Source organism: Propionivibrio soli, from assembly GCF_025770765.1.
Taxonomy (GTDB): Bacteria; Pseudomonadota; Gammaproteobacteria; order Burkholderiales; family Rhodocyclaceae; genus Propionivibrio; species Propionivibrio soli.
Window position 1 is genome coordinate 182,540 of sequence record NZ_JANZKY010000010.1, and the last position, 25,118, is coordinate 207,657.

Here is a 25,118-nt window from a genome sequence, read left to right on the forward strand (position 1 = left end):
AAGATGGGAACGCCGTGGAGCGCTTACGCGGCCATGCCGACCGCACCGAGCGCTGCGGTAAGAACCTGTTCTTGCGTCAAACCGTCGTTGATGAAATCACCGCGCAGTTGGCCCTCACCGATTACCAGCACGCGGTCGGAGATGCCCAGCACCTCGGGAAGCTCGGAACTGATCATGATGATCGACAGGCCCTGACGAACCAGTTCAAACATCAGCTTGTAGATTTCGTATTTCGCACCCACGTCGACGCCGCGGGTCGGCTCGTCGAGAATCAGCACCTTGGGGCTCGGCAGCAGCATTTTCGAAAGCACCGCCTTCTGCTGATTTCCGCCTGACAGGCCACGGATCGGCAGGTCCGGCGAGGCGGTCTTGATGCGCATGCGTTCGATCGATTTTCCGATCTGATGCAACTCCGATTCTGCGTCGATGACGCCGAACTTGGCATAAGTTTCGAGAACCGCCATCGTGATGTTCGCACCGACGCCCTGCAGTGGAACGATGCCGTGCCGTTTGCGATCCTCCGGTACCAGGCAGACCCCCTGGGTCACGGCGGCGCGCGGTGAATCGATTTCGATCTTCTTCCCGTCGAGCCAGAGCTCAGCTTCGTATTGCCCGGGGTAGCAGCCGAAAATTGCCATGGCGAGCTCAGTTCGCCCTGCGCCGACAAGACCTGCAACACCGAGGATTTCGCCGCGCCGCAGTTTGAACGATATGTTGTCGACGCGCTTGCGGGCCGGGTTGTTGACGTCGAGACAGGTAACGTTGCGCGCCTCGAAAAAAGGCTCGCCGATCGGGTGCTCCTCTCGCGGGAAGAGATTCTTGATCTGGCGCCCAACCATCATGGTGATGATCTCGTTGGTGTCCATCTCGCTCATCGCGCGTGTCCCGACGTGGGTGCCGTCGCGGATGACGCTGACCGTATCGCACACGGCGGCGATCTCATCGAGCTTGTGGGAGATCATCACGCACGCGACGCCCTTGCGCCGCAGGTCGCGGATGATGTCGAGCAGGATTTCGGTCTCGGACTTGGTCAGCGACGAGGTCGGCTCGTCGAGAATGAGGAGCTTTGCCTTCTTGTTAAGCGCCTTGGCGATTTCGATCAACTGCTGATGCCCGCCACCATAGTGATGCACTGGTAGAGCGACGTTCACGTCCGGCATCTTCAACTCGGCCATCAGTTCTTCCGCACGCTTGTACATCGCCGCATAGTTCATCAGGCCACCGGGGAAGGTGATCTCGTTGCCCATGAAGATGTTCTCGGCGACCGACAACTGCGGTACGAGCATCAGTTCCTGGTGAATGATGACGATGCCGGCCTCTTCGGTCTCGCGGATCGTTTTGGCCTTCAGCTCCTTGCCTTCCCAGAAAACCTCGCCTTCCCATGTTCCATGGGGGTATACGGCCGACAGCACTTTCATGAGCGTGGACTTGCCGGCGCCATTTTCACCGCACAACCCCACGACTTCGCCCGCCCGCACTTTGAGATCGATTCCGTCGAGCGCCTTGACGCCATTGAAATCCTTGACGATTCCTCGCATATCCAGAAGGTATTCGGACATGATTCCCCGCTTCAAAAGAAAGTTATTTGATCCCTGCGACGAGGGAAGACGAAGGTTCTGGTTCCAATACCCCTCGACGCAACAGTGCGTCGGCCGTGGGGGAATCTGTATGTTGCGGCAAGCGCCTTGGGACGCTTGCGCTCTGTGTTGTCGGATATGGGAAGCCGGGAGCCGCGACAAAAACCGTAACAGCCGCTCGGCGCGAGCCGCATGATCGCTGTGCTGTGGTCGCATGGCAGCTAGCCGAGCGTGCGCAGTCGATTTCACGGAGAAATCGCCGCGCCCGCGTCGTGCCCGCTGAGGTCCGCTTATGCATCTGACCAACTCCTGAAATCGGCGCTGCCCTGAAGGTGAGCCGTTTTATCCCTGTTTGGTGCCCTGTTCGATGCAAGGCTCCGAATTTGTTCGTACATTAGTTCATTAATCGTACTAATGCAATACCCTTGAACTAACTTTTGCTAACGAATTACCCCGACTACGTCACACCACGATTTTTCGATGAAGTTTCACCTACATAGCCGCACAGAGGCGTTAGTTCAAGCGCAGCCCGAAATCCAGCGGACGTAAGAGCGCGTGCTTGACGAGAGCCGCCGCACCGACAGCCACCCAGCGGGAACCGAAACGCGAGAGTCGTATTTCCGGCAACTGCAGCTGGCAATCCAAGGCGTAGCGTTCGACGCACGCGTTGGCGGCGTCCAGCAAGGGCGCGCCCAGGTCGCATAACGGGCCGCCAAGTACGATTCGACCGGGGTTGAAGTACATCCAGAGGTTCTGGATCAGGATGCCCAGATAGTGCCCGGCACGGCGCACCGCCAGCATGGCGGCCTCGTCGCCCCGATCGACGAGCTCCTTTATGGTGTCGACCGAAAGCAGGTCTTCCGTGTTGCCGACGATACGCGTACTAATCGCCCGCTGCCCAATGAAAGTCTCTGCGCAGCCGCGGCGCCCACAAGAACACCCCGGCCCGTCGAATTGCAGGATCGAGTGCCCCACTTCGCCGGCAAAGCCGTCCGCGCCGAGGAACAGTCTGTCGCGCACGATGATTCCAGCGCCGACGCCGACGCCAATACCCAGGCACACCAGCGGATCGGGCAAGGGCGAATCCCCGAACTCATGTTCGCTCAAGGCGGCAACGTCGTAATCGTTTTGTACTTGAATTGACAGGCCTTTAACGCCGATCAAGGCAAGCTCACGGGAAAGGCTCGCCTGGAAGGGAACGTCTCGCCATGGGAGGTTTGGAGCGAGCTTGACGACACCCTGCCTGTCCAGAACCGCACCGGGTACGCCGACCCCGATCCCCAGAAGGTACCGCCCCGCGGCTTGCGCCTGCTTAACCAACGTCCCGATGATCCGCGCCAACTGTCGGATGGCTTTTTCCGGGTCGTGACTAGCCAAGGCTTCTGACGCCTCGTGGAGAATCTCGCCGGTGAGCGAGACGATCAGCACATTGATTGCGTCGAGGCTGACGTCAGCCCCGATCATTGCCAGGCTTTTACCGTTCAGAAACAAAGGCGTAGGGCGGCGACCAATCGCGCCCGTCGCCTGCACGTCCGATTCTTCAAGCCAACCTTCGTCGATCAAATCCTGGACAAGTAGGCTGACCGTCGATTTCGTCAGTCCAGTCTCTTTGGCGAGATCGGCACGCGACAGACCGGGAGCCCTTTGAACGACCCGCACGAGCGCCATCCGATTGATTTCGCGCAGGAGGCTTTGGTCGCCAGTGATGGACATGGTGTTAGTTGTTTTATCGAACTATTAATTAAAGACGAGGTCTCGCCAACCGTCAGACAAAAGGATGAAAAGAAAAACCCCGCTTACAGGGACAACAAAGAAACTGACCGTGCCGGGGAATTCCGCGCCCCGTAACAGAACGCGGTTCGCCGGAGACCGGCGGAATGCAGAGTTCTGCTCTGCATTCCTCCCAGCCGTAAGCCCGATTACATGCCGAGCTGTTGCTTCGTGTAGAAGTTGTCCTTCACCAGAACGTCCATGTTCTGCTTGGTGATGACGATCGGATCAAGCAGAATCTGCTCGATGCCGCCTTCCGCCTTCTCGGGCTTGTAATTGAACTTCTCGCCCTTGACGAGGCCGACGGACAGCTTGGCCGCTTCGGTAGCGATCAGGCGCAGCGACTTGTAAACCGTCATCGTTTGCGTGCCAGCGAGGATGCGCTTGCAGGCGGCAAGTTCGGCGTCCTGCCCGGTCACCGGCACTTTACCGGCCAACTTCTGGCCAGCCAGAGCCTGGATGATGCCGCCGGCGGTACCGTCATTCGGGCCGAGGAAGCCGTCGATCTTGTTCTGATATTGCGTCAGGACGTTTTCGGCGATCGACAATGCGTTGGCGGGCAGCCAGTCCTTGACGGCCTGTTCACCGAGGATCTTGACCTTGCCGCTCTTGATCGCCGGATCCATCGCCTTCATCGCACCAGCCTTGAACAATTTGGCGTTGTTGTCGCCGGGATCGCCGGACAGAACATAGACGTTGCCGCCGTTCGGCATGGCCTTCATCAGCGCTTCGCCCTGCATGAAGCCGACGCGCTCATTGTCAAAGGAGATATAGACATCGACGTCCGGGCTCTTGATCAGGCGGTCGTACGAAACGATCTTGATGCCAGCCTTCTTGGCTTCCTTGAGCACGTTGGTCAGTGTCGACTGATCCTTCGGCACGATCACCAGCGCGTCAACTTTGCGCGATATCAGGTTTTCGATCTGAGCGACTTGCTTGGCGCTGTCGCCGTCGGCGGACTGAACGCTAACTTCGGCGCCGAGTTTCTTCGCGGCCTCGATGAAATAGTCGCGATCGCGCGCCCAACGCTCAACACGCAGGTCGTCGATCGAGAAGCCAATGACCGGCTTTTCCTTGGATGCAAATGCGGGCAACGACGCGCAGGCCGCTGTGGCAGCAAGCAGAGCCAAAAGGGTGCGGCGAACGGTAAAACGGTTCATCTAGGTCTCCTTGAAAGAATAACGAGAGGCAAAGCTCCCAATAATTACCGCTGCATGGAACAGCGACGAAACGCTTGAATAAACGAACTCACAACCGCTCGTACGTCTCCGGACGAGCCTTCAGCACACAACAAGAAACACAACGAAAAAAACCATCACTTTTCCGCCGGGCAGAGCGAAACCCCGCTAAAGCATGGCTCGTCACTGACGGAGGAAAACGCGACGTACCGAACAATCGGGGATGGAAATACAGGTGCAAGTCGCGGCGTGGACGAGATAAAAACCGAGAAAAAAGCGGTAAGGACTTCCGCGAAACCGCAGAGAAGAACAGCGAGCGCGCTTGCGAACCGGAATGGCCGGAAAGACCGAAGGCAGATGGGGCGTACGAAGCCGAATGCGCGGTATCCGAGCTATGCACTCGCCACGCCGACGTTGACAGAAGCTTGACCCCAGCGACGCAGGGATTGATCCCCAACTCCATCTGACGCCTCCTGCTGGACCCGCTGCCGGCTTATGGAGCCCGCTGGCGGAATCGTTATCCCTTGACCTGGACTTCAGCGTCCGGTCGTATATTTTGTTCAGCGCTCGTACGTTAGTTCAAATATCGTACTAAAGCAAGCCCATCTTCGAACTATTTTTGAAAAAGCTAACGCCGTTAGTCGAACCTCGAATTAATCGCGGGCGATAGGGAGCTAGGTTCCGAAAAAGAATAATAAATTTCTTGTCACACGCCTTTTACGGCCCCGCTGCCTGTCCATCTGGATATTCGGGAATAACCCTCAACTCATTGTTGTTACTACCATTACCGAAGAAAATCGAGGGAAAAAGAGGCGCCGGGCATACAACACCGAAACACAAATCTCGCTCCATACCAAATAAATAGGATGCATCCAATGCATCAATCACGGCGGAGAGTTTGCTATCGGACAAAAACCGACGTTGCTGCATTCGTTTTAGTCCGTTCGCCGAACTATGTCACAGATAGCTTCTCTGCCTGTCTGCCGGCCTCGGGAGGGCGAGCTCCTCGTAACCGTTTCAAGCCTTATGCGTTCCTGAGACAGAAAATGAAGGCGCCAGATGAAAGCATTTTTCCGCAGTCGGGGTGAGAAACAGTGGCGCGCAGGGCCCTTGAAGCAAAAAAATGATGGCGTACTCCGCCCCTTGTGCCGCCTCCTTCGCATCCTCGCGTCGGTCTGGTGCTAAGATTTGCGGGCTCTCGCGGCAATCCGGAAGCTGCAGCTTCGAAACGAATAAGGAATCGATATGCCCGCAAACGACCATCAGGAAGTGTTCCTTGGCCGCCAACCGATCCTGGATCGCAATCAGCAGCTATTCGCCTACGAGCTCCTTTTCAGGAGCAGTAGCGCCGAACAAGGCAATTTTGCCAGCTTTCTCGACGGCAACCAGGCAACGGCGACGGTCATCATCAACACCTTCACGGAGTTCTCGATGGCCGACGCGCTGGGCCCCTATCAGGGCTTCATCAAGGTCGACGGAGGACTCCTGTTCAGCGACCTGATCAAGGCGTTGCCACCGCATTCGGTCGTCCTCGAAATCCTCGAAACCGTACCGTCGACGCCCCAGATGATCGAGCGCTGCGAGACACTACGGCGTGAGGGATATGTATTCGCGGTCAGGGAACGCCCGGAGGCGCTCGACCAGACCCGTCCGCTGCTGCAATTGGCCGAAGTGATCAAGGTCGACATCAGCCGGATCGACCCGGATCGCCTGAAACAACTGGTTGCCAATCTCAAACCGCTCGGCAAAACGATTCTCGCCGAGAAAGTCGAAAGCCACGAACAAATGCAGCTTTGCCACGACCTCGGCTTCGATCTGTTCCAAGGTTATTATTTTTCCCGCCCCACGGTGATGCACGGCAAGCGACTGCAATCGTCGGAGATTGCGTTGCTACGCCTGCTCGCGCTCCTCAGTCAGGACGCGGATACTTCGGAGATCGAGGTCGCCTTCAAACAGGAACCAGTACTCACCCTCCACCTGTTGCGCCTCACCAATTCGGCCGGAAGCGGCATGACGACCAAGATCACGTCGCTGCGGCACGCCATCACCCTCCTCGGCCGGCGCCAACTGCTGCGCTGGCTTCAGTTGCTCCTCTACAGCGGCGTATCGGGATCGAAGCAAACCGTGAATCCGCTGCTGCAACTCGCGGCGACCCGCGGCCGCTTGATGGAGCTACTCGTCGACCGCACGGTCGAAGGCAAGCAGAGCGGCCGCGATATCATTGACCAAGCCTACATGAGCGGCATTCTCTCGCTCATGCCCACCCTGCTCGGGTGCGGCATCGACGAAGTGCTCGCGCAACTTCCTGTCGCGCCCCCGGTACACGGTGCGCTGTCAGCGCGGCAAGGCGTTCTCGGCGATCTGCTCAGTCTTGTCGAAGCCTTGGAAAACGGACAAGAATCCGGTGGAGCGGCGAAAGTGGAAGCGGTACTGCCGCGGCTCCCAGGAATCGACATCAAATACGCCAACGGTTGCCTGGCGCGCGCGCTGCAGTGGGCCAACAGCCTCGCTCTCGAATCCGCCTAGGAGGCTCCTGACACTAAACGGCGGCTAGAACCAACCGCCGACATGATCGTACGGACGAAGATGACGGGCATGCCGCCACACACTCACGTTTTTCTGGGTCGCCAACCCATTCTCGGGCGCGAACAGCAATTACTTGCCTATGAACTGCTCTTTCGAGACGGGCTGATCGCGACGGGTAATCGAGCGGAAATTCTTGATCCCACGCAGGCGACGGCCACGGTGATCGCCAACGCCTTCACCGAACTCGCGACGAACGAGGTTCTCGGTCCCTACCGCGGCTTCATCAACGTTGATGAAGAAATGCTGTTCAGCGACCTCGTCGAAGCCTTGCCTCCGCAACTTGTCGTCATCGAAGTGCTCGAAAGCGTCGAGCCGACGCCCGAGGTCATTGCCCGTTGCCGGGAGTTGCGCAGCAAAGGTTTCTCGCTCGCAGTGGATGATGTCGTTCAGGTCCAGGAGGCTTATCGTCCCCTGCTCGCTGAAGCCGATATCATCAAGGTCGACATCATGCGTTTGGGATTTGACGAGTTGAGCGTGCTGGTCGACACCCTGAAGCCTTTTGGCAAAAAGCTGCTCGCTGAAAAGGTGGAAACAGCCGAGCAGCTGGAGCAGTGTCAGCGACTCGGTTTCGATCTGTTCCAGGGCTACCACTTCGCGAAACCGACGATCATTGTCGGCAAGAAACTAAATCCGTCGCAGATCGCGCTTCTGAGGCTGCTCAGCCTCGTCATGCAGGATGCCGAAACACGCGACATCGAGAACGGGTTCAAGCAGGAACCCGGGCTGACGGTCAATATGCTGCGCCTGACAAATTCCGTAAGCAGCGGACTCCAGACGAAGGTCACCTCGCTACGTCATGCCATCACCATACTCGGCCGGCAACAGCTGCAACGGTGGCTGCAGCTATTGATCTACACTACGCCGAAGGGCGGCAATGCCGCCGCCAACCCGTTGCTGCAGCTTGCGGCGACACGCGGTCGCATGATGGAATTACTGGCTGACCGTGTGGCGACGAGAAATCGCGAATTCGCTGACCAAGCGTTCATGGTTGGCATCATGTCCTTGATGCCGACGCTGCTCGGCTTACCCATGGAAGACATCCTCGCGCAACTTCCCGTAGCGCTGCGCGTCAAGAATGCGCTCCTCGAGCGCGCCGGCCAGCACGGCCAGCTCCTCAATCTTGTGATCGCCACCGAGCACCCGGACGATCCTGAGCTGGAGGAAGCCATCGAACGGCTCCCCGGTATAAACCTCGACGTCGTGAACGACTGTCTCTCCCTCGCTTTTTCCTGGGCAAACCACCTCGCCGAAGAAAAGCCCGACGACTTCTAAGCGTCGTCACGTCAGATACGGCGAACTCGGTCAGACTATGACCTTGCAGCCCTCGGCTCGGGCGGGCTTTCGCTTGCCGCAGTTGTCCTTTCTCTTGAGCGAATATTCTTTCGACATATCGTCGTCATATGCTACGCATATGGCATTCGCATCCGATTCTTCACTCATGTCGCAGGCATGTACCCCATCGAGCGACAAGAACAAAACCTCCTTTGACCCTTACGCGGGCGCTTGCAAGCACAGGATGCAAAAGGGCATTCGGTCGGAATTATCCCAAGTAGGTATCCAGCGCTTGTTCCCTTTGGCATGTTGGTAATAAGCCGTTGTCGCCAAGCAGCGACAGGCGCGCTCCAGGAAATGCCAAGGAACTGGAAGAAATTCCCGCAAATTTGTCGCCGCGAGACGACAAAAATACCGATTGCACGCCGCATAGGCCGGCATATCCCCACTGTGTTTACCGTAACTCGCTGAATCAGCAGGCTATCGAATTTCAGGCACGGGGATTGCTAAACCGTCGTTGGCATCCATGAATGAGATGCCGGGACTGAAATGATTAACGCGGGTCAGTGCGAGATCAGGGCTCAACACTGGCACCATGGCATTGAAAGCGAAAGGAGGCGAGCTCACTCCACCTGAATCCCCTCCGCATTCAATGCCCTCAAGCGGGCACCCGCACTTAGTGATGGGGTGTCGTTCCAATGAACGCTACTTGAATGTCGAAAAATGCCTGATACCAGCTTAGCACTCTCTGCCTCCGGCACATCCCCCAGGCGCTCCTCTGAGGCGCTCGGCAAAGGCAATCTGCTGCATGCCATTGAAGCCGTTCTGGACCCGTCCGTTCTTGCCTTGTCCCTCTGGGCAATCAGCATTGCCTTCGAAGGCCGCCTGCTTCCTCCCTATCTGATTCTGTCGGTGCTCGTCTTCGCCATTACTTTTCCCGGTGCTGAACGTCTGCACCTGCCCGCCTGGAAAATGGCCACCGACGTCGTCGTCAGTTGGTTCTTCGTCGCCTCGTTGCTGTTAATCCTTGGCGTCATCACAGACTACATTAGCGACTTCTCCCGTGCCGGAATCACCCTCTGGCTGTGGGCCGCTCCCGCTTGCCAGATCGGGGCGCGCCTCGCGCTACGCGCCGCGGCGCCCTATCTCGTTCGTCTGCAATCGCCCCCACAGCGAGCGGTGATCGTGGGTGCCAATGAGCAAGGCAAGGCCCTTGCCTACCGCCTCCTCAATACGCCCTACACGAACATTGAATTGGCCGGTTTCTTCGACGACCGAAGCCGCGAGCGACTGAGCGACGGCCGAAATTTCTCCGTGCTTGGCGATATGGCGAGCCTGTCCGAATTCGTCAAGCAGAACCGCATCCAGGTTATCTACCTGTCCTTGCCCATGACGTCGCAACCGCGCATTCTGCAAGTGCTCGATGCGCTGAAGGATACGACCGCGTCGATCTACTTCGTGCCCGACATGTTCGTCACCGACCTGATCCAAGGCCATACAGCGACGATGTGCGGTATGCCAGTCATCTCCGTCTGCGAGACACCGTTCACGGGAAAGAACGGCATCATTAAGTGGGCCAGCGATTTGGCGCTCTCGGCTTTGATCCTCGTGCTCATCTCACCGATCCTGCTTTTGATCGCGCTTGCGATCCGCTTCGACTCGCCTGGGCCGGTCATCTTCAAGCAGCGCCGATACGGACTGGATGGCGAAGAAATCGTCGTCTACAAGTTCCGCTCGATGAAAGTTTGCGAAGACGGCGGCGCGATCCAGCAGGCGCAGAAGAACGACGACCGCATCACGCGGCTCGGCGCGTTCCTGCGCAAAACGTCGCTGGACGAGCTGCCGCAATTCATCAACGTGTTGCAGGGTCGGATGAGCATCGTCGGTCCACGCCCCCATGCCGTCGCCCATAACGAGCTCTATCGCAGCCTGATCAAGGGCTACATGATTCGTCACAAGGTCAAGCCTGGCATCACCGGCTGGGCCCAGGTCAACGGTTTCCGCGGCGAAACCGAGACGCTGGACAAGATGCAGTCGCGCATCGACTACGACCTTGACTACTTGCGCAATTGGTCGCTCAAGCTTGATCTGCTGATCATCGTGAGGACGGTGCTGCTCGTCTTTAAGGATCGGTCGGCCTACTGAACGGCCGGCAACCCCGGATCCTTTGCGGAACCTACCGGTTGCGCGCCCCTTCCAAGGGGACCGCGACCGGCGCGCTAGTGGAAACACATTGACTGTCATCGAAACCGGAAGCGTATGTCCCGCCCACAGCGATCTCCGAGAGCAAGCCGGAAATCGATCGTGGGCGATTGGCTCAATGAACTGCATTCACAATCATTCGACAATTATGCTTTCACCATCTGCCATACGTATCGGACTCATCGCGATCTCGCCGTCGCTACTGTTCGCGCAGCCTGCGCGCGCGGAAAACGGTGACGGCTTTTACATCACGGCGGGCGCCGGCTTCCAGCACGACGACAATGTGTTTCGCACGGCGTCGAACGATCCCGCCGGCCGCTCCCGGCAAAGCGATGACATCACCACGTCCTCGGTCGGATTGAAATGGGACAAGAGCTATTCCCTGCAACGTTTCCAGATCGAAGGCAATGTCGTCGACTACCGTTACCGCTCGCTCGACAACCTGAATTTCACGGCGCATAACTATTCGGCCGCGTGGCGCTGGAACGTCACCCCATCGGTGCACGGCAATCTGAGCGCCGACAGGAAAGAGTCGCTGAGCAGTTTCGCCGACTTCACCGGATATGGTGTACGCAATATTCGAACCGAAGAAAACCGGCACTTTGATGCGGTTTTCGAAGTCACCGGTGGCTGGCGGTTGTTGGCCGGAGCCAATCGACAAAAGCTGTCGAACAGCGAGCTCTTCATCGAGGAAGGCGACACGCAGCTCGATACGGTGGAAGGCGGCGCGCGCTACGACTTTCGCTCAGGCAGCTCGCTCGGGTATGTGATGCGCACCGGACGCGGCGAGTACTTCAATCGGCACGAGCCCCTGCCGGCGACGCAACTTGATAACCGGTTCGATCAGCGTGAGCACGAGATGCGCCTGGTCTGGCCGATCACCGCTAAGACGACGTTCGACGTGCGTGCCGGATATCTCGAACGGGACCACGCCCACTTCAGCGATCGTGACTACTCGGGGAGCTACGGAAACTTCGACGTGACCTGGGACGTGACCGAAAAAACGTCGGTCATGGCCGGCGTCGGCCGGGAAATGAACAGCTACCAATCGGCCTACAGCAGCTACGCGATTTCGGATCGCTTCTCCGTCTCGCCGCTGTGGCAGATCACCGCCAAGACGGCGCTGCGTGGCCGTTACGACTATATCCGCCGCGACTATCGCGGAGCGATTTCGGATTCGCCGCTGATCGGCCGGTCCGACACGATTCAGGCCGCCCTCATCGCGCTCGAATGGCAACCGCTGCGCACGGTACTCCTTTCCGCATCGTTGCAGAACGGACGCCGCTCGTCGAATCGCGACGGATTTGATTACCACAACACCATCGCCGGCGTTTCGGCCCGGCTGGCGTTCTAGACGGGACGCGAAGCATCTCACCCACACAACCACTGGATCAAACGGAGCGAAACATGAGTCAAGCAATAATTCGTACCTTGGCCGTTCTTTCGACGTTTCTCGCCCTGACCGCAGGCGCTCAGGAGAAACAGGCTTTCCCCGACTACACCCTCGGCGCCGGCGACACGATCCGCGTTCTCGTGTTCCAGAATCCGGACCTGACGCTCGACACTCGCGTCTCCGAAAACGGGTCGATCACCTACCCGCTCATTGGAGCGGTGAACGTTGGCGGGTTGCCCATCGCCGCGGCGGAAAAGAAGATCGCCGCGGCGCTCAAGGACGGCGGCTTCGTCAAGCAACCGCAGGTCAACATCGCCTTGCTGCAGGTACGCGGCAACCAGGTCAGCGTCCTCGGTCAGGTCACTCATCCTGGGCGGTTTCCGTTGGAAACGACCAACACGCGCGTCAGCGACGTTCTCGCCGCCGCTGGTGGGACGACCCCGACCGGCGATGACGTAGCGATCGTGACCGGCATCCGCGACGGCAAGCCCTACCGTAAAGAAATCGACATCCCGGCCTTGTACCTTGGTAACACGCCCGAGAACGACATTGTTCTTGCCGGTGGCGACACTGTCTATGTGCACCGAGCGCCCGTCTTCTACATCTACGGGGAAGCGCAACGCCCTGGGCCATACCGCATCGAGCGCGGCATGACCGTCATGCAGGCGCTGGCGCAAGGCGGCGGCCCAACGCCGCGAGGCAGCGACTCACGCCTTCTTTTGCGCCGCAAGAATGCCTCTGGAGCGGTCGAGGAAAGTGCGCCGCAAATGAATGACCCGGTCCTTCCCAACGACGTCATTTACGTCCGGGAAAGCATCTTCTGATTTCCAGCCCACTCCCCACTCTCCGACGAGCGACTGCCATGACCCTCCGGCAATTTTTCCTGATCCTTCGCGCACGCACGCGCATCATCTTCTTTGCGCTGATCGGCACGGTACTTATTGCCCTCGCTGTCGTGCTGATCCTGCCTAGGCAATACACCGCGTCCACCGCGGTCGTGATCGACGTCAAGTCGCCCGACCCAGTGGCCGGAATGCTGCTGCCCGGCATGATCTCGCCGAGTTACATGGCAACGCAGGTGAACGTCGCCACGAGCGATCGCGTAGCGCAGCGCGCCGTGCGCATCTTGCGCCTCGATGAAGATCAAGCCGCCAGAGAGAAGTGGCAGAGCACCACCGACGGCAAGGGCGACTTTGTCGCCTGGCTTGCCGCTGGGCTGGAAGCCAAACTCGATGCGGCCCCCGCGCGTGAAAGTAACGTCATCAACATCAGCTACACCGCCGCCGATCCCGACTTTGCCGCGAAGGTAGCCAACGCCTTTGCCCAAGCATATATCGACGTCAATCTCGATCTCAAGGTGGAGCCCGCCCGCCAGAATGCCAAGTGGTTCGACGATCAGACACGCGTGTTACGTGACCGGTTGGAAATGGCGCAGCGGGCGTTGTCGCAACATCAGCAGAAAACCGGCATCGTCACGACTGATGCGACGATCGATTTCGAGACCGCGAAGCTCAATGAGTTGTCGACGCAGCTTACCGCCGTCCAGGCACAGGCTTCCGACAGCCGGAGCAAGAGCAAGCCCACCGGCGGTCCCGAAACGTTGACCGAGGTGATCCAGAACCCGCTGATCAGCGCGCTCAAGACCGACGTTGCCCGCGCCGAGGCGAGACTCCGAGAAAGCAGTGTCAACCTGGGCCGGAATCATCCGCAGACGCAACGCACCGAATCTGAACTCGCCTCCTTGCGCGGACGGCTGGCGAGCGAAACGAAGAAGATCGCCGACAGCATCAACACGAACTACGAGTCGAGCCGCCAGAAGGAAAACGATCTGCGCGCCGCCATCGAGCGCCAGAAGGCGCACATCCTCGGGCTGGCCAAGCAACGCGACGAAGTCAGCGTTCTGCAACGTGACGTGGAATCCGCGCAGCGGACCTTCGAGAACGTCAGCCAGCGCGCATCGCAAGCGCGCCTTGAAAGCCTCTCGGTGCAGACGAATGCCGTTCTCCTCAACCCGGCGACTGTCCCCACCGATCCGTCGAAACCGAAGATCAAGCTGACGCTGCTCGTCGCCGTTTTTCTCGGCTTGTTGCTCGGAGTCGGCCTCGCACTGGTGCTCGAACTCATGAACCGTCGTGTGCGTTCCAGCGACGACGTGCTCGACGTCGTCGGCGTACCGGTCCTCGCCACCCTGGGTGGAACGTCGTCGACTCTTGCCCGCCGCGGCTTCGGCCGCCGCCGACTTCCCCGACCCGCCCATGCCGCAACAACCCACTGGATCGCCGACGGAGGCCGCCCATGAATGTAATTGAATCCGCCTTTTTCAAAACCGACGCGGCGCCGGAACGGCAAGGCGATCGATTGATAGGCGCCATCCTCGTCGACGCCGGCCGGCTGACCGTCGGCAACGCCGATCGGATTCTCCGCGCGCAGAAGGAGCACGGCACGCGCTTCGGCGATGCGGGCATCAATCTGGGCCTGCTTACGGAAGAAGACATCCGTTTCGCCCTTGCTCGCCAATTCGACTACCCCTACCTCCCCTCGGGCGATGTCAGCCTGAGCCGGGAGCTGATCGCCGCCTATTCCCCGTTTGCGCCCCTCGTCGAACAATTGCGTGTGCTGCGCAGCCAGCTTCTTCTCCGCTGGCATGATGCGGAGGCCGGGCGAAAGACACTCGCCGTGGTGAGTACCGGCCGGCGCGAGGGGCGAAGTTTTGTCGCGGCCAACTTGGCGATCGTCTTCGCACAACTCGGCGAGCGCACGCTGCTCATCGATGCCGACCTCCGCTCGCCGCGTCTGCATCGGCTGTTCAAGATCGAAGGCGGACCAGGGCTATCCGGGCTGCTTGCCGGGCGGAACAACGCCGAGACGATCGTGCGCATCCCATCGCTGTTCGAACTGTCGGTTTTGCCTGCCGGCACCGAGCCACCCAACCCGCAAGAACTGCTCGGTCGCTCTGGCTTTGCACAAACGCTCAAGACCTTGTCGCGCGAGTACGACGTGGTCATTCTCGACACACCGCCGGCATCCGAATACGCCGACGCTCACATCGTCGCCGTACGCGCTGGGGCCGCGCTCATGCTGGCGCGCAAGAACCACAGCTCGTTGCCGGAAATGACCGAGTTCGCACGCAACCTCGAGTTGTCAGGGATCGCGTTGGTCGGCTCCGTGCTCAACGAGTTTTGACCCGGCGAACGCCTGACCGTTGCCCTCGTTCCGAGAAAGCCGATGATCGCCCGCCCCCACCGCACCCAGGCCATGCTCGCTGAGCCTGCGTACCCGCCCATGCGGGTAGCCGCCATTCTGGCGGCGTCGGTGTGCTATTTGTCGGCGCTCAGCTTTCTCAACGCGCGCGGCCTGCATGTTTCGTCCACCCTCGTCGGACTCACCGAGGCATTGATCTACGCCGGTTGCCTGAGCGTCGTCGTGCATCGCATACCGTTGTCCACGGCTGCCTTCGGCTTCTGCGCATTCGCCTGGATCGTCTTCACCTGGCTCGTCCGTCAGGAGCCGGACGTGAAGACGGTGCGCGATTTGATGATCCCGATCCTCTTCCTGAGCCTCGGCCAGTATGTCGCGGACGAACGTTTCGCCGATCGCTGCCTGCGGTGGATTGCGGCATTCGTCATCGCTATCGGCCTCTTCGAGGTCTTCTTCCTTGATGCTTACTCGCAGTTGTTCAACACCTTTTCGTTCTACCTGAACCTGGGGACGATCCGCGAGAGCATGGCGATGTTCGAGGGCCAGATGCTCGCGCTCAACGGCTTTCGGCCGGACGGAATCGGGCGCACGATTCTGCCCGCCGTCTTTGGCCCGCACAGGGCGTCGTCCGTTCTCATCGAGCCGGTTTCGCTCGGTAACTTCGCGGTCATCCTGCTGGCCTGGGCACTCAGCAAACCGTGGAGCGAGACTCTGCGGCGCCCTTACTTTCTCATTGCCGCGGCCATTCTCATTACCCTCGGCGATTCGCGCTTCGGGATGCTCATGAGCGCCGCGCTGATCACGATACGCCTGATCCCCGAACCGATGCTCTCACGCCTGGCACCGACGTTTCCGTTCCTGGCGCTGGCCGCCGTCCTCGGAATCACGATTTTCATGCCGGGCAGCGGCGACAACGTCATCGGTCGCATCACGCGCAGCGGCATCGAGTTGCTGAATTTCGACTGGTCGCTGCTCATGGGGCTGAAAGGCAACATGCTCAATTACGGCGACATGGGCTACGCGCACATCCTGTCGCGCTTCGGCGCCCCGCTCGCCATCGCGCTTGCCGTCGCATTGTTTCTCGTGCCGATGGCCGACGAGCGCGGACGGCGTTTTCGCGCGCTGATCGTCCTCTACATGTTCGCCAACCTCGCCATCAGCGGCACGTCGATGTTTGCCTTGAAGACCGCCGGCATCATGTGGTTCCTACTCGGAACCCTTACCCGGGCTCCGCAAAGAGAGGGCGACACGGCCAAAGCACCGCACCGAACCTCGTCACGCACCCCATTCGCCCGCCGGACGATCCCCATGCCGGGGCAGCCGCGCGCCCTGTAGAAAGAAGGAAAAGAAAATGAAAGTTGCCCACGTCGTACGCCAATATCTGCCTTCCGTAGGCGGCATGGAGGAAGTCGTACGCAGCCTCGCCCGCTACCAGCAAACCGAAACGCGCTACCAGCCGGTGGTGATCACGCTCGACCGCGTATTCCGGGAGCCGGAGCTTTCACTGCCGCCGCTGGAGACGGTCGATGGCATCCCGGTGCAGCGACTCTCCTACCGCGGTTCTGAACGCTACCCTCTGTGCCCTCAGGTTTTGCGCGCACTCGGTGACGCCGACCTTGTGCACGTTCATGGCATCGACTTCTTCTTCGACTATCTCGCCTGGACGCGTCTGCTGCATGGCAAGCGTCTGATCGCTTCGACGCATGGTGGCTTTTTTCACACCAAGTTCGCCGCCCGCGCCAAGCGTCTTTATTTCAACAGCATGACGAGGGCCTCGGCAAAAGCGTATCGGCGCATCGTGGCCACCAGTGGCAATGACGGCCGTATTTTCAGCGAAGTCGTCGACGACCGCCGACTGAAGACGATCGAGAATGGCGTGGATATCGAGAAGTTCGCCGACGCCGCCACCGGTCCGTTGCAGCCGGAACTCATTTACTTCGGACGCTGGTCGGTCAACAAGGGGTTGCTCGAAACGCTCGATGTGCTGGCGGCATTGTGCGCACAGCAGCCGGAAACGCCGTGGCGGCTGACGGTTGCCGGTCGTGAATACGATCTCGACGCCACCGCCATCGCCGAGCATGCCGCACGTCTGGGCATCATCGACCGTGTGAAGATCCATCCGGGTCCGAGCAATGCGGAACTGAAAGCGCTGATCGCCCAGGCGAGTTACTTCATCTGCCTGTCGCACCACGAAGGGTTTGGCATCGCACCGATCGAGGCCATGAGCGCGGGCCTGTTGCCGATTCTGAGCTCGATCCCCCCATTCCGCTATCTCGTCGAAAGCACGCGCGTCGGCTTGATCCTCGACGGCACCAACGCCCTGCCGAAAGCGAACCAGATCGCGCAGTTCCACGCCCTGCAAACGTCGTTGATGAACAACGGACTGGATCGCCGTCAGGCGGCTCGTCATGCCGCGGCGCCTTACTCGTGGAAAACCGTTGCCGCCAGTTACGTGCAGCAGTACGACCAGATCATGGAGGAGCAGTGATGCGCCTGTTCTCGATCTTGCATCGGGTAACGGCACGCCGCGCTGCCTTGGCGGCTCTCGGCACCGCGTTGTCCCTGACGGCGTTCAACGCACTCGCCGGCTGCGTCGGCCCGACACGTCTGCTCGGTGTCAACCTCGCCGGTGCGGAGTTCAACGGTACGCGGCTTCCAGGTGTTCTGAACAAGGACTACGTGTACCCATCGCAGAAGGACCTGGCGTACTTCCGCGGCATCGGGATGAACGTCGTGCGCGTGCCGATTCGCTGGGAACGCATCCAGCGCATCCCTAATGCCCCACTCGATACCGCCGAACTCGACCAACTGCGGCGGACCGTCGTGGCGGCTCAGCAACTGGATTTGTGTGTGCTCATCGACTTGCACAACTACGGGCGCTACAACGGCATCGCGGTCGGTACCGATCCGCTGCCGGCGAGCGCGTTCACCGACGTCTGGTTGAAACTCGGGCAGGTGTTCACCGATCCCAATGTGACGATGTTCGGGCTGATGAACGAACCGACTGCCATCCCGAGCACACAATGGCTCACCATTGCCCAGGACACCGTGCGCGCCCTGCGCAATGCCGGGGTGAAGAATCGGCTGACGGTTGCCAGCCCGCGCTGGAGCGGCGCTCACGAGTGGATGAAGACGCTGGCGGGCGTTTCCCCGGCCACCGTCTTCCGTACCTTCGAGGATCCGCTCAACAACACGGTATTCGAGGTGCACCAATACGCCGACCCGGATTATTCCGGGACCAAGAACACCTGCGTGGATCCGGCACTGCTGCGCGACGTCATGAATAACGTGACGACCTGGGCGAAGACCGAGAACAAGCGCGTCTTTCTTGGCGAGTTCGGTACGGCAAGCACGCCCGAGTGCCTGGCCGCGCTGCGAGCCATCGTCGAGGGCGCAAAGGACCCCGTCTGGCTTGGCTGGACATACTGGGCCGCCGGTCCGTGGTGGGGAACGTACGCCTTCAGCATCGAACCGCCGGCTTCCGGCGCCGAAGCGCCGCAATTGACGTTGCTGCGCGAGTTTCTACCGAAATAGCCAGCCGTCGATCCTCGGCTTGCCCCCTCCTCACGACTAACGGTGATTACCATGAAACCAGCCACGACGGAACGAAAAGAGATCCTGGGACTCGACATCCTGCGCTTCCTCTGCGCACTGGCGGTCGTCCTCAGTCATTACATTCCGCGCGTGGCGGAGGAGTATCACACGTTTCATTGGGGCGGCGCCGGCGTCAACATCTTCTTCGTGATCTCCGGTTTCATCATCGCACTGAGCGCCGATGGCCGGAGTCCGTTCGCCTTCATCCAGAGCCGGTTTACGCGCCTGGTGCCCGCCGCGTGGATCTGCGCCACGCTCTCGGTCGGCACGCTGCTGCTCTGGGACGTCGGACAGGAAGGTTTGATCCGGCGCTACCTCGCCTCGCTGTTCTTCCTCCCCCTCGTTCCCTGGCCGACGCCGACGCTCGACCATGCCTGGATCGACGGCGTCTATTGGACGTTGTTCGTTGAGATCGCGTTCTACTCGGTGATTTTGGTACTGCTTTTCTTCAACGCATTCCGCCTGATCAAGCCGCTCGCCACGATCCTCGGCTCGGTTTCCCTCGCTTACTGGACGGTCTTCTTCGCGGCCTACCTGTTGCAAGGCGACACGTCGTCCTATGCCGCAATCATCAGCACAGGGTTCAAGCGCTACTTCGACCTGACACTGATCCATCACGGCGCGTGGTTCGGCGTCGGCATCAACATCTGGCTGATGACCAAGGGAGGAATCAAGAACCGCTGGCTCTCGCTCGCGATCTGCTTCGCCGGTGGGGCCTTGCAAGCCAGCCACCACTCGATCTTTGTCGTCGAAGCATCGCCTGTCCCGGAAGTTCTCTTCTCAGCCGTCGGCGTCGCGCTCGTCTATCTGTCGATCACCCGACAACCCCAAACCGGCGGGTCAGCCCGGTTGTACACCGCGTGCCGCTGGATCGGGTTGACCACCTACCCGCTCTATCTGCTGCACAACCAGATCGGGCGGGTGATCGTCGATCATCTGACCCTCGCCGGCTTGGGAAAGATGCCGGCGACGTTGATCACGATCCCGCTCGCTGTCCTACTCGCTTTCGCCGTCGCCTACTGGTTCGAAGCGAACTTGCAGAAAGCTCTCAAGCCCGCATTCAGCCGCGTAGCCGCCCTTGTCGGGAAAACGCCACTCGGCCCCGCTCTGCTGACCCGTGCCCGAACCTTCCGCGAGGACACCAGCCCGCTGTACGCGACCGACTCGATCGGCAACGCGAGAGCCTTCGCGGGTTCGGCCAACCGGGGGAACTGAACGTAGCGAGGCAAACCATCATCAATCGAATCAAACAAGAAAGACACGAATGAAAATCGCGTTGATCAACGTGAAATACAGCCCGAACCTCGGCGACGGCGTCATTGCCGAATGCCTGGAGGCCGGGCTCAAGGAACGCATTCCGGGGACGACCGTGGTCTCGGTCGACGTCGGCGGTCGCGACGGCTTCGGCCACGGCGGTAGCCTGGTGGGGAAAGGCCTGGGCTTGATGCGCATCGTCCGGACGCTGCCCAAGCCTTTGCAGAAGCTCACCGACGCCTACCTTGTGCCGCTTCTGGTAAAAGCCCGCTATGGCGAACGCTGGCGCGAGACCTTGCATGATTGCGACGCTGTCATCGTCGGCGGAGGGCAGTTGTTCCAGGACGTCGACTTGTATTTTCCGATGCGGATTGCCCGTGCCGTACGTTCGGCCCCGCGCGGGGTTCCCATTCTCGTTTATGCGGTCGGCGTATCGCGGCGGTGGACGCCGCGCGCCGTACGCCTGTTCGCTTCGGCATTCCGGCATGGCGAACTGAAATTCGCCGCTGCCCGCGACGATCTTTCCGCACGTCATTGGGCGCAGCATTTTCCCGGCCTGCAAGTCAGTGTCACTCGCGACCCGGGATTGCTCGCGGCCGAGTGTTATCGCGACGTCGTCGGCGCCAAGACTAACAATACCCGAAAGGTACTGGCTATCGGCGTGTCCGATCTACACGAACTGCAGCAGCATTCCGAACGCTCGGCTGACGTCGCCTTCGGCGACATCGGCTTTTACCAGGAACTGATCCGGCGCCTGTCCGGCGACTTCGACCTGCGGTTTTTCACCAACGGCGCCGATCTCGACAACGCATTCCTCGAAGGTCTGAAGCAAGCCACCGAAAGCGATGCCGCACTGGCCGCCTCAGGTGCCACGTTCCTCGCACCGCCCCGCACGCCCTCGGAGCTTGTCAGCCAGATCGCCGAGGCCGACGGCATCCTTTCGCACCGTCTGCACGCCAACATCGTCGGGTATTCCTTCGGCCTGCCGACCGTCGGGCTTGGCTGGGACAACAAACTGAAGAGTTTCTTCGAATCCACCGGCCGCAGCGAATTTTTCATCGGCGCGGGGCAGACGGATATCGGCGCGGTCATCACCACGGTACGCCGGGCAATGGACGCGGGATACGACGAAATCAAACGCCTGGAAACGATTGCCGAAACGAAGAAAGGCATCGACGCGCTGATCGCGCATCTGATCGCCGCCGTCGCTCCCACAAAAGAAAGACAAGGAAACTATGCTGCGCACGCTCTACCGATTCTCAAGGCGTAATCTCTTTCATCGCCTTATTCCGCTCAGCCGGGCGCCGATTTTCGCCGATGGCAAGACCGGCATCGAGGTCGTCGGCTTCTTCCGCAGCGCGACCGGCATCGGCGAGTCGGCGCGGCTGTGCGCGCGCCAATTGCAGAACTGCGGCTACCGGGTACGCTGCCGCAGCGTCGAGAACGTGTTCCGCAAGCCGCCCGAGATGGAATGGACATTCCTCGACACGGCGCGCGAAAACGAGATCGGATGCCGCATCTATCACCTCAATCCGCCCATGATGCCGCCCGCCGTGATGGCCGTCGGCATGGGCGAGTTCACGAAGACTTACAACATCGGTTATTGGGCCTGGGAACTGGAACGCATTCCGGCCGAGTGGCGACTCGCGACACGCTACATGAACGCGGTATTTACGCCGTCGACATTCACCTCGCGCGCCATCGCCCTGGAAACCGACAAGCCCGTCGTCACCGTACCACACCCGGTTTCGGCGCAGCCTTTTTCCGTGGGCATGCGGGAACGGCTCGGTTTGCCGACCGACGCTTTCATGGCGAGCTGCATCTTCAGCTTTGGCTCGGCGATCGAGCGCAAGAATCCGTGGGCCGTCGTCGCGGCTTTCGTCAAGGCGTTCGGCGATGACCCGGGCGCGCGGCTGGTCTTGAAGGGCGGGCACGGCGGCAACTCGCGCGAGAAGGCCCAACTCCTGGAAACGATTCGCCCGCACGCGAATATCTTGCTCGTCGACGAACTATGGGAGCCGGGCGACGTCGCCGGTCTGATCAAGGAATCCGATGTCTATGTCTCGCTGCACCGCTCCGAAGGCTTCGGACTGACGATCGCCGAAGCGATGTTGCTCGGCACGCCAACGATGGTCAGCGACTGGTCAGGCAGCACGGATTTCTGCTCCGACGAGAACAGTTTCCCTGTGCGCGTAAAGCCGATCGCGGTGCGCTCAACGAACCCCGAATTCGCCTCGCTCGGCGACCTGCATTGGGCAGACGCCGACGTGGACCATGCAGCGCAACTGCTCGCCACTCTACGCACCGACCGCTCGCTGACCAAGCGCAAGGCCGAGGTCTGCCTGTCGCGTACCAATGCGTACTTCGCCAAACCGTACTACGACGTAGCTCTCAAGCAGCTGCAAGCGGCGAAGGAGTTGGCATGCGCATGACTATCGAGTATCGGCGGGCAGCGGCGCCTGCCCGCGGAATCGAAAGGAAGAACTAGATGGCGCTCTCCGGAAAAATGGCCAGCGGTGCGTTCTGGTCGATCGTCGAGAAGGGCGGCCAGCAGGCAATTTCCTTCCTCGTTTTCATGGTCCTCGCCCGACTCGTCGGGCCAGAGGAATACGGCCTCGCCAACATTTGCTTCGTTTACTTCCTGCTCGCCGGCATCATCGTCTGGGGCGTCGTGGACGGCATCGTCAGCCTGCAAGTCGAGGACGATGAGCGGCTCTCCAGCCTCTTCTGGTTCACCCAGGTGATTGGCGTCGTGCTCGCGGCTTTTTGTGTGGGAACCGCCGGTGTGCTGGCCAACCTTCTCGAACAGCCGAAGCTTGAAGCCATCCTGTACACCTTCGCCGTAGTACCCCTTCTGCTCTCACTGAGCGCGGTCCCCAACATGATCGTCATGAAGGCGATGAACTTCAAGATCTATGCGATCCGCACACTGGTGGCCACTCTGGTCGGCGGTGGCGTCGGCCTTTGGCTGGCGTTCAAGGGTTTCGGCGCCTACGCCATCGTCTGGCAGCAGATCGCCTTCTACGTGGTGATGAACCTCATCATCTGGCCGTTTGCCAATTGGCGGCCGCGCTTGAAATTCAGCCGGACGAGCCTCGTCGATGCCGTGAAACCGGGCCTGAACGCGATCAAGGTATCGAGCCTCGCCTACTTCGAGCAGCAATTTCCGCGCCTCGTGATCGCCGACGTCATCGGCGCCGGCGCCCTCGGTCATTACGCGTTCGTCATGCGCATCCGCCTTGCTTTGCAGGAGATGTTGATCACGGCGCCGCTCGTCGTACTCTACCCCGGCATGTCGAAGATGAAGGGTAACCGGCCCGACCAGGCTCGCATCGCGGGCAAGGCCCTGTTGCTGGCCTGCTCGTTCCTTTTTCCGCTGCTTGCCATCCTCGCGGCCACCGCCCCGCTCTACATCCCGTTCGTCTTCGGCGAACGTTGGGAGCCGTCGATCGTCCTGCTACAGATCTACGCCATCGGTGCGGCCGCCTTGCCGTTCAATTTCGTCGTGAAGGAGCTGTTCCGCGCCAACAATCGGCTCAACATCTTCTTTCGCTACAACATGCTTGTCACGCTGCTCAGCCTCGCCACTCTTTTCCTGTTACCGCTGCAGGATGGACTGCGGCTGATGGCACTGAGTGTGACCACCATTGCCTTCGCGGCCATCCCGCTCTATGTCCATTGCGTACGGCGCTGTCTAGACATCGGACTGTGGAGCGAGGTTGCGCGCATCTGGCCCTTCGCCGTCGCGAGTGTGCTCACCTTCGTCGCCATCGTCGCCGCGGAATCGGGCGCGCTGCACACTGTGAATCTGGCGAGCATTCCGCTGCAACTCGTACTTTTTGGCGGCCTGGGCGCGGCCATTTTCGTCGGCTGTGCATTGCTCCTCGGCAAGACCCAGGCGGTTGAAGTCATCACGTTGCTGCGTTCGGCCCGCGCACGACCGTCAGCGCCGTAACGAGGCCACGCCGTCGCCTCGGCGCTTTGTCATTTGTTTTATCGCAATTTTTGGAGCGTTTATGGAAGGAAAGGAATCGACTCTGGAGTTCGCCGGATTCCCGGTGATCAACACGACGACGCAATCGTTGTGCGACACGCTTGCGCGGCGATTGCACGAGGCGCGTCAGTGCGTGCTCCTGTTCGCCAATGCCAACTTCATCGTCCAATGCCGCGATTACCTGCGCTGGCTGCGACAGGACCCGGTGCTCATCGTCAACGACGGCATCGCGATGGACATCGCTGCACGGCTTCTTCATGGCGAACGGTTTCGCGAGAATCTCAACGGCACCGATTTCTGCCCGGCATTCTTGTCGTCGCTCAGCAGACCGCACCGACTCTTTCTCGTTGGCGGACAACCGCATGTTGCAGAACGTGCGGCTCGCGTCATCCGCGAGCGATATGGCCACAACGTCGTCGGATGTGCCGACGGCTTCGGCCAGCTTCGTGATCCGGAACTGCCGGCGCGCATCAACGCTTCCGGCGCGGAAATCGTGCTGGTCGCGCTCGGGAATCCACGCCAGGAGGCGTGGATCAAGGAACACCACAGCCACTTGGACGCCAAGCTCGTCATCGGTGTCGGCGCGCTCCTCGACTTCCTTTCTGGTAACGTCCGGCGCGCACCGGTGTGGATACGCCGCATCCGCTGTGAATGGTTGTATCGCCTGGCTCTTGAGCCGAAGCGGCTGCTCAAGCGATACACGGTGGACATTCTGCGCTTCGCCTATCTCATCACGACAGTGCGCACGCCCCGCGTACAAGGAGCTAGCTGAGGCAAACGTCGTCGTGCACTTAACGAGGAGCCAAGCGGTTCCTGCCATGCAAAAGGCTTATTAAAACCATGACCAAGAAAACGACAGAACGGAACATTTCCCTCACCACCCTGATGTCCACGAGCGGGGTGAAGTTTGGCACGAGCGGGGCGCGCGGGCGAGTGGACGATCTCACGGACGAGGTCTGTTACGCCTACACGGTGGCCTTCCTACAGGCCATCGGAATGAACTCGGGCCGCATCGCCCTGGGCATTGACCTGCGACCGAGCAGCCCGCGCCTGGCCGCCGCCTGCGCCGCCGCCATCCGCCACGCCGGGCTCGACGTTGA

The 25,118-nt window shown here is 60.2% G+C and carries 19 protein-coding genes and 1 pseudogene; 16 read left to right on the forward strand and 4 right to left on the reverse strand.

The features are described 5' to 3' along the window. Positions 1-23: 23 nt before the first annotated feature. From xylG to NZ453_RS13540, 4 genes are all read right to left on the reverse strand, one after another. Positions 24-1,559 (reverse strand): D-xylose ABC transporter ATP-binding protein, encoded by a 1,536-nt coding sequence (xylG, locus tag NZ453_RS13525; protein WP_263771166.1) that lies wholly within the window; start codon positions 1,557-1,559, stop codon positions 24-26. Between the two features lie 531 nt (positions 1,560-2,090). Then, entirely contained in the window at positions 2,091-3,290 is a 1,200-nt protein-coding gene (locus tag NZ453_RS13530; protein WP_263771167.1) for an ROK family transcriptional regulator, read from the reverse strand. A gap of 206 nt (positions 3,291-3,496) precedes the next feature. Then, positions 3,497-4,507, reverse strand: coding sequence for a D-xylose ABC transporter substrate-binding protein (gene xylF / locus NZ453_RS13535; RefSeq protein WP_263771169.1), 1,011 nt, complete (start codon positions 4,505-4,507; stop codon positions 3,497-3,499). Between the two features lie 735 nt (positions 4,508-5,242). Further along, on the reverse strand, positions 5,243-5,455 hold the full coding sequence (locus NZ453_RS13540; protein ID WP_263771170.1) for a hypothetical protein: 213 nt from the start codon (positions 5,453-5,455) through the stop codon (positions 5,243-5,245). 315 nt (positions 5,456-5,770) lie between these two features. Between NZ453_RS13540 and NZ453_RS13545 the strand changes: the two genes are divergently transcribed. The 16 genes and pseudogenes from NZ453_RS13545 to NZ453_RS13620 form a co-directional block, all read left to right on the forward strand. Continuing rightward, positions 5,771-7,051, forward strand: a complete 1,281-nt coding sequence (locus tag NZ453_RS13545; protein WP_263771171.1) for an EAL and HDOD domain-containing protein — start codon at positions 5,771-5,773, stop codon at positions 7,049-7,051. Between the two features lie 69 nt (positions 7,052-7,120). Beyond that, positions 7,121-8,383, forward strand: coding sequence for an EAL and HDOD domain-containing protein (locus NZ453_RS13550; RefSeq protein ID WP_263771172.1), 1,263 nt, complete (start codon positions 7,121-7,123; stop codon positions 8,381-8,383). A 723-nt stretch (positions 8,384-9,106) separates the two neighbouring features. After that, a complete protein-coding gene (locus tag NZ453_RS13555; protein ID WP_263771174.1) occupies positions 9,107-10,528 on the forward strand; it encodes an undecaprenyl-phosphate glucose phosphotransferase in 1,422 nt (473 codons plus the stop codon). Between the two features lie 205 nt (positions 10,529-10,733). Next, positions 10,734-11,939, forward strand: coding sequence for an XrtB/PEP-CTERM-associated polysaccharide biosynthesis outer membrane protein EpsL (gene epsL, locus NZ453_RS13560; RefSeq protein WP_263771176.1), 1,206 nt, complete (start codon positions 10,734-10,736; stop codon positions 11,937-11,939). A gap of 53 nt (positions 11,940-11,992) precedes the next feature. Continuing rightward, entirely contained in the window at positions 11,993-12,802 is an 810-nt protein-coding gene (gene epsE, locus NZ453_RS13565; protein ID WP_263771179.1) for a polysaccharide export protein EpsE, read from the forward strand. A gap of 38 nt (positions 12,803-12,840) precedes the next feature. Further along, positions 12,841-14,277, forward strand: a complete 1,437-nt coding sequence (gene epsF / locus NZ453_RS13570) for a chain length determinant protein EpsF (RefSeq protein WP_263771180.1) — start codon at positions 12,841-12,843, stop codon at positions 14,275-14,277. Beyond that, positions 14,274-15,161: a chain length determinant protein tyrosine kinase EpsG gene (epsG, locus tag NZ453_RS13575; RefSeq protein WP_263771181.1), complete on the forward strand. Its 888-nt coding sequence runs from the start codon at positions 14,274-14,276 to the stop codon at positions 15,159-15,161. Before epsF ends, epsG begins: the two co-directional genes overlap by 4 nt. 42 nt (positions 15,162-15,203) lie before the next feature. Continuing rightward, positions 15,204-16,511 carry a hypothetical protein gene (locus tag NZ453_RS13580; RefSeq protein ID WP_263771182.1) on the forward strand — a complete coding sequence of 436 codons (1,308 nt, stop codon included), beginning with the start codon at positions 15,204-15,206 and terminating at the stop codon, positions 16,509-16,511. 16 nt (positions 16,512-16,527) lie between these two features. Next, positions 16,528-17,664 carry a glycosyltransferase family 4 protein gene (locus tag NZ453_RS13585; RefSeq protein ID WP_263771183.1) on the forward strand — a complete coding sequence of 379 codons (1,137 nt, stop codon included), beginning with the start codon at positions 16,528-16,530 and terminating at the stop codon, positions 17,662-17,664. Next, positions 17,664-18,710: a glycoside hydrolase family 5 protein gene (locus NZ453_RS13590; RefSeq protein WP_263771184.1), complete on the forward strand. Its 1,047-nt coding sequence runs from the start codon at positions 17,664-17,666 to the stop codon at positions 18,708-18,710. The genes NZ453_RS13585 and NZ453_RS13590 overlap by 1 nt, the downstream gene beginning before the upstream one ends. A gap of 51 nt (positions 18,711-18,761) precedes the next feature. Beyond that, on the forward strand, positions 18,762-19,985 hold the full coding sequence (locus NZ453_RS13595; RefSeq protein ID WP_263771185.1) for an acyltransferase family protein: 1,224 nt from the start codon (positions 18,762-18,764) through the stop codon (positions 19,983-19,985). Positions 19,986-20,034: 49 nt separating this feature from the next. Then, on the forward strand, positions 20,035-21,294 hold the full coding sequence (locus tag NZ453_RS13600) for a polysaccharide pyruvyl transferase family protein (protein WP_263771187.1): 1,260 nt from the start codon (positions 20,035-20,037) through the stop codon (positions 21,292-21,294). Continuing rightward, complete coding sequence (locus tag NZ453_RS13605; RefSeq protein ID WP_263771188.1) at positions 21,260-22,456, forward strand: glycosyltransferase family 4 protein; 1,197 nt, start codon at positions 21,260-21,262, stop codon at positions 22,454-22,456. Before NZ453_RS13600 ends, NZ453_RS13605 begins: the two co-directional genes overlap by 35 nt. Positions 22,457-22,512: 56 nt before the next feature. Further along, positions 22,513-23,979, forward strand: a complete 1,467-nt coding sequence (locus tag NZ453_RS13610) for an oligosaccharide flippase family protein (protein WP_263771189.1) — start codon at positions 22,513-22,515, stop codon at positions 23,977-23,979. A gap of 61 nt (positions 23,980-24,040) precedes the next feature. Further along, entirely contained in the window at positions 24,041-24,790 is a 750-nt protein-coding gene (locus tag NZ453_RS13615) for a WecB/TagA/CpsF family glycosyltransferase (protein WP_263771190.1), read from the forward strand. Positions 24,791-24,858: 68 nt separating this feature from the next. Next, positions 24,859-25,118, forward strand: a pseudogene (locus NZ453_RS13620) (hypothetical protein); the annotation flags it as partial.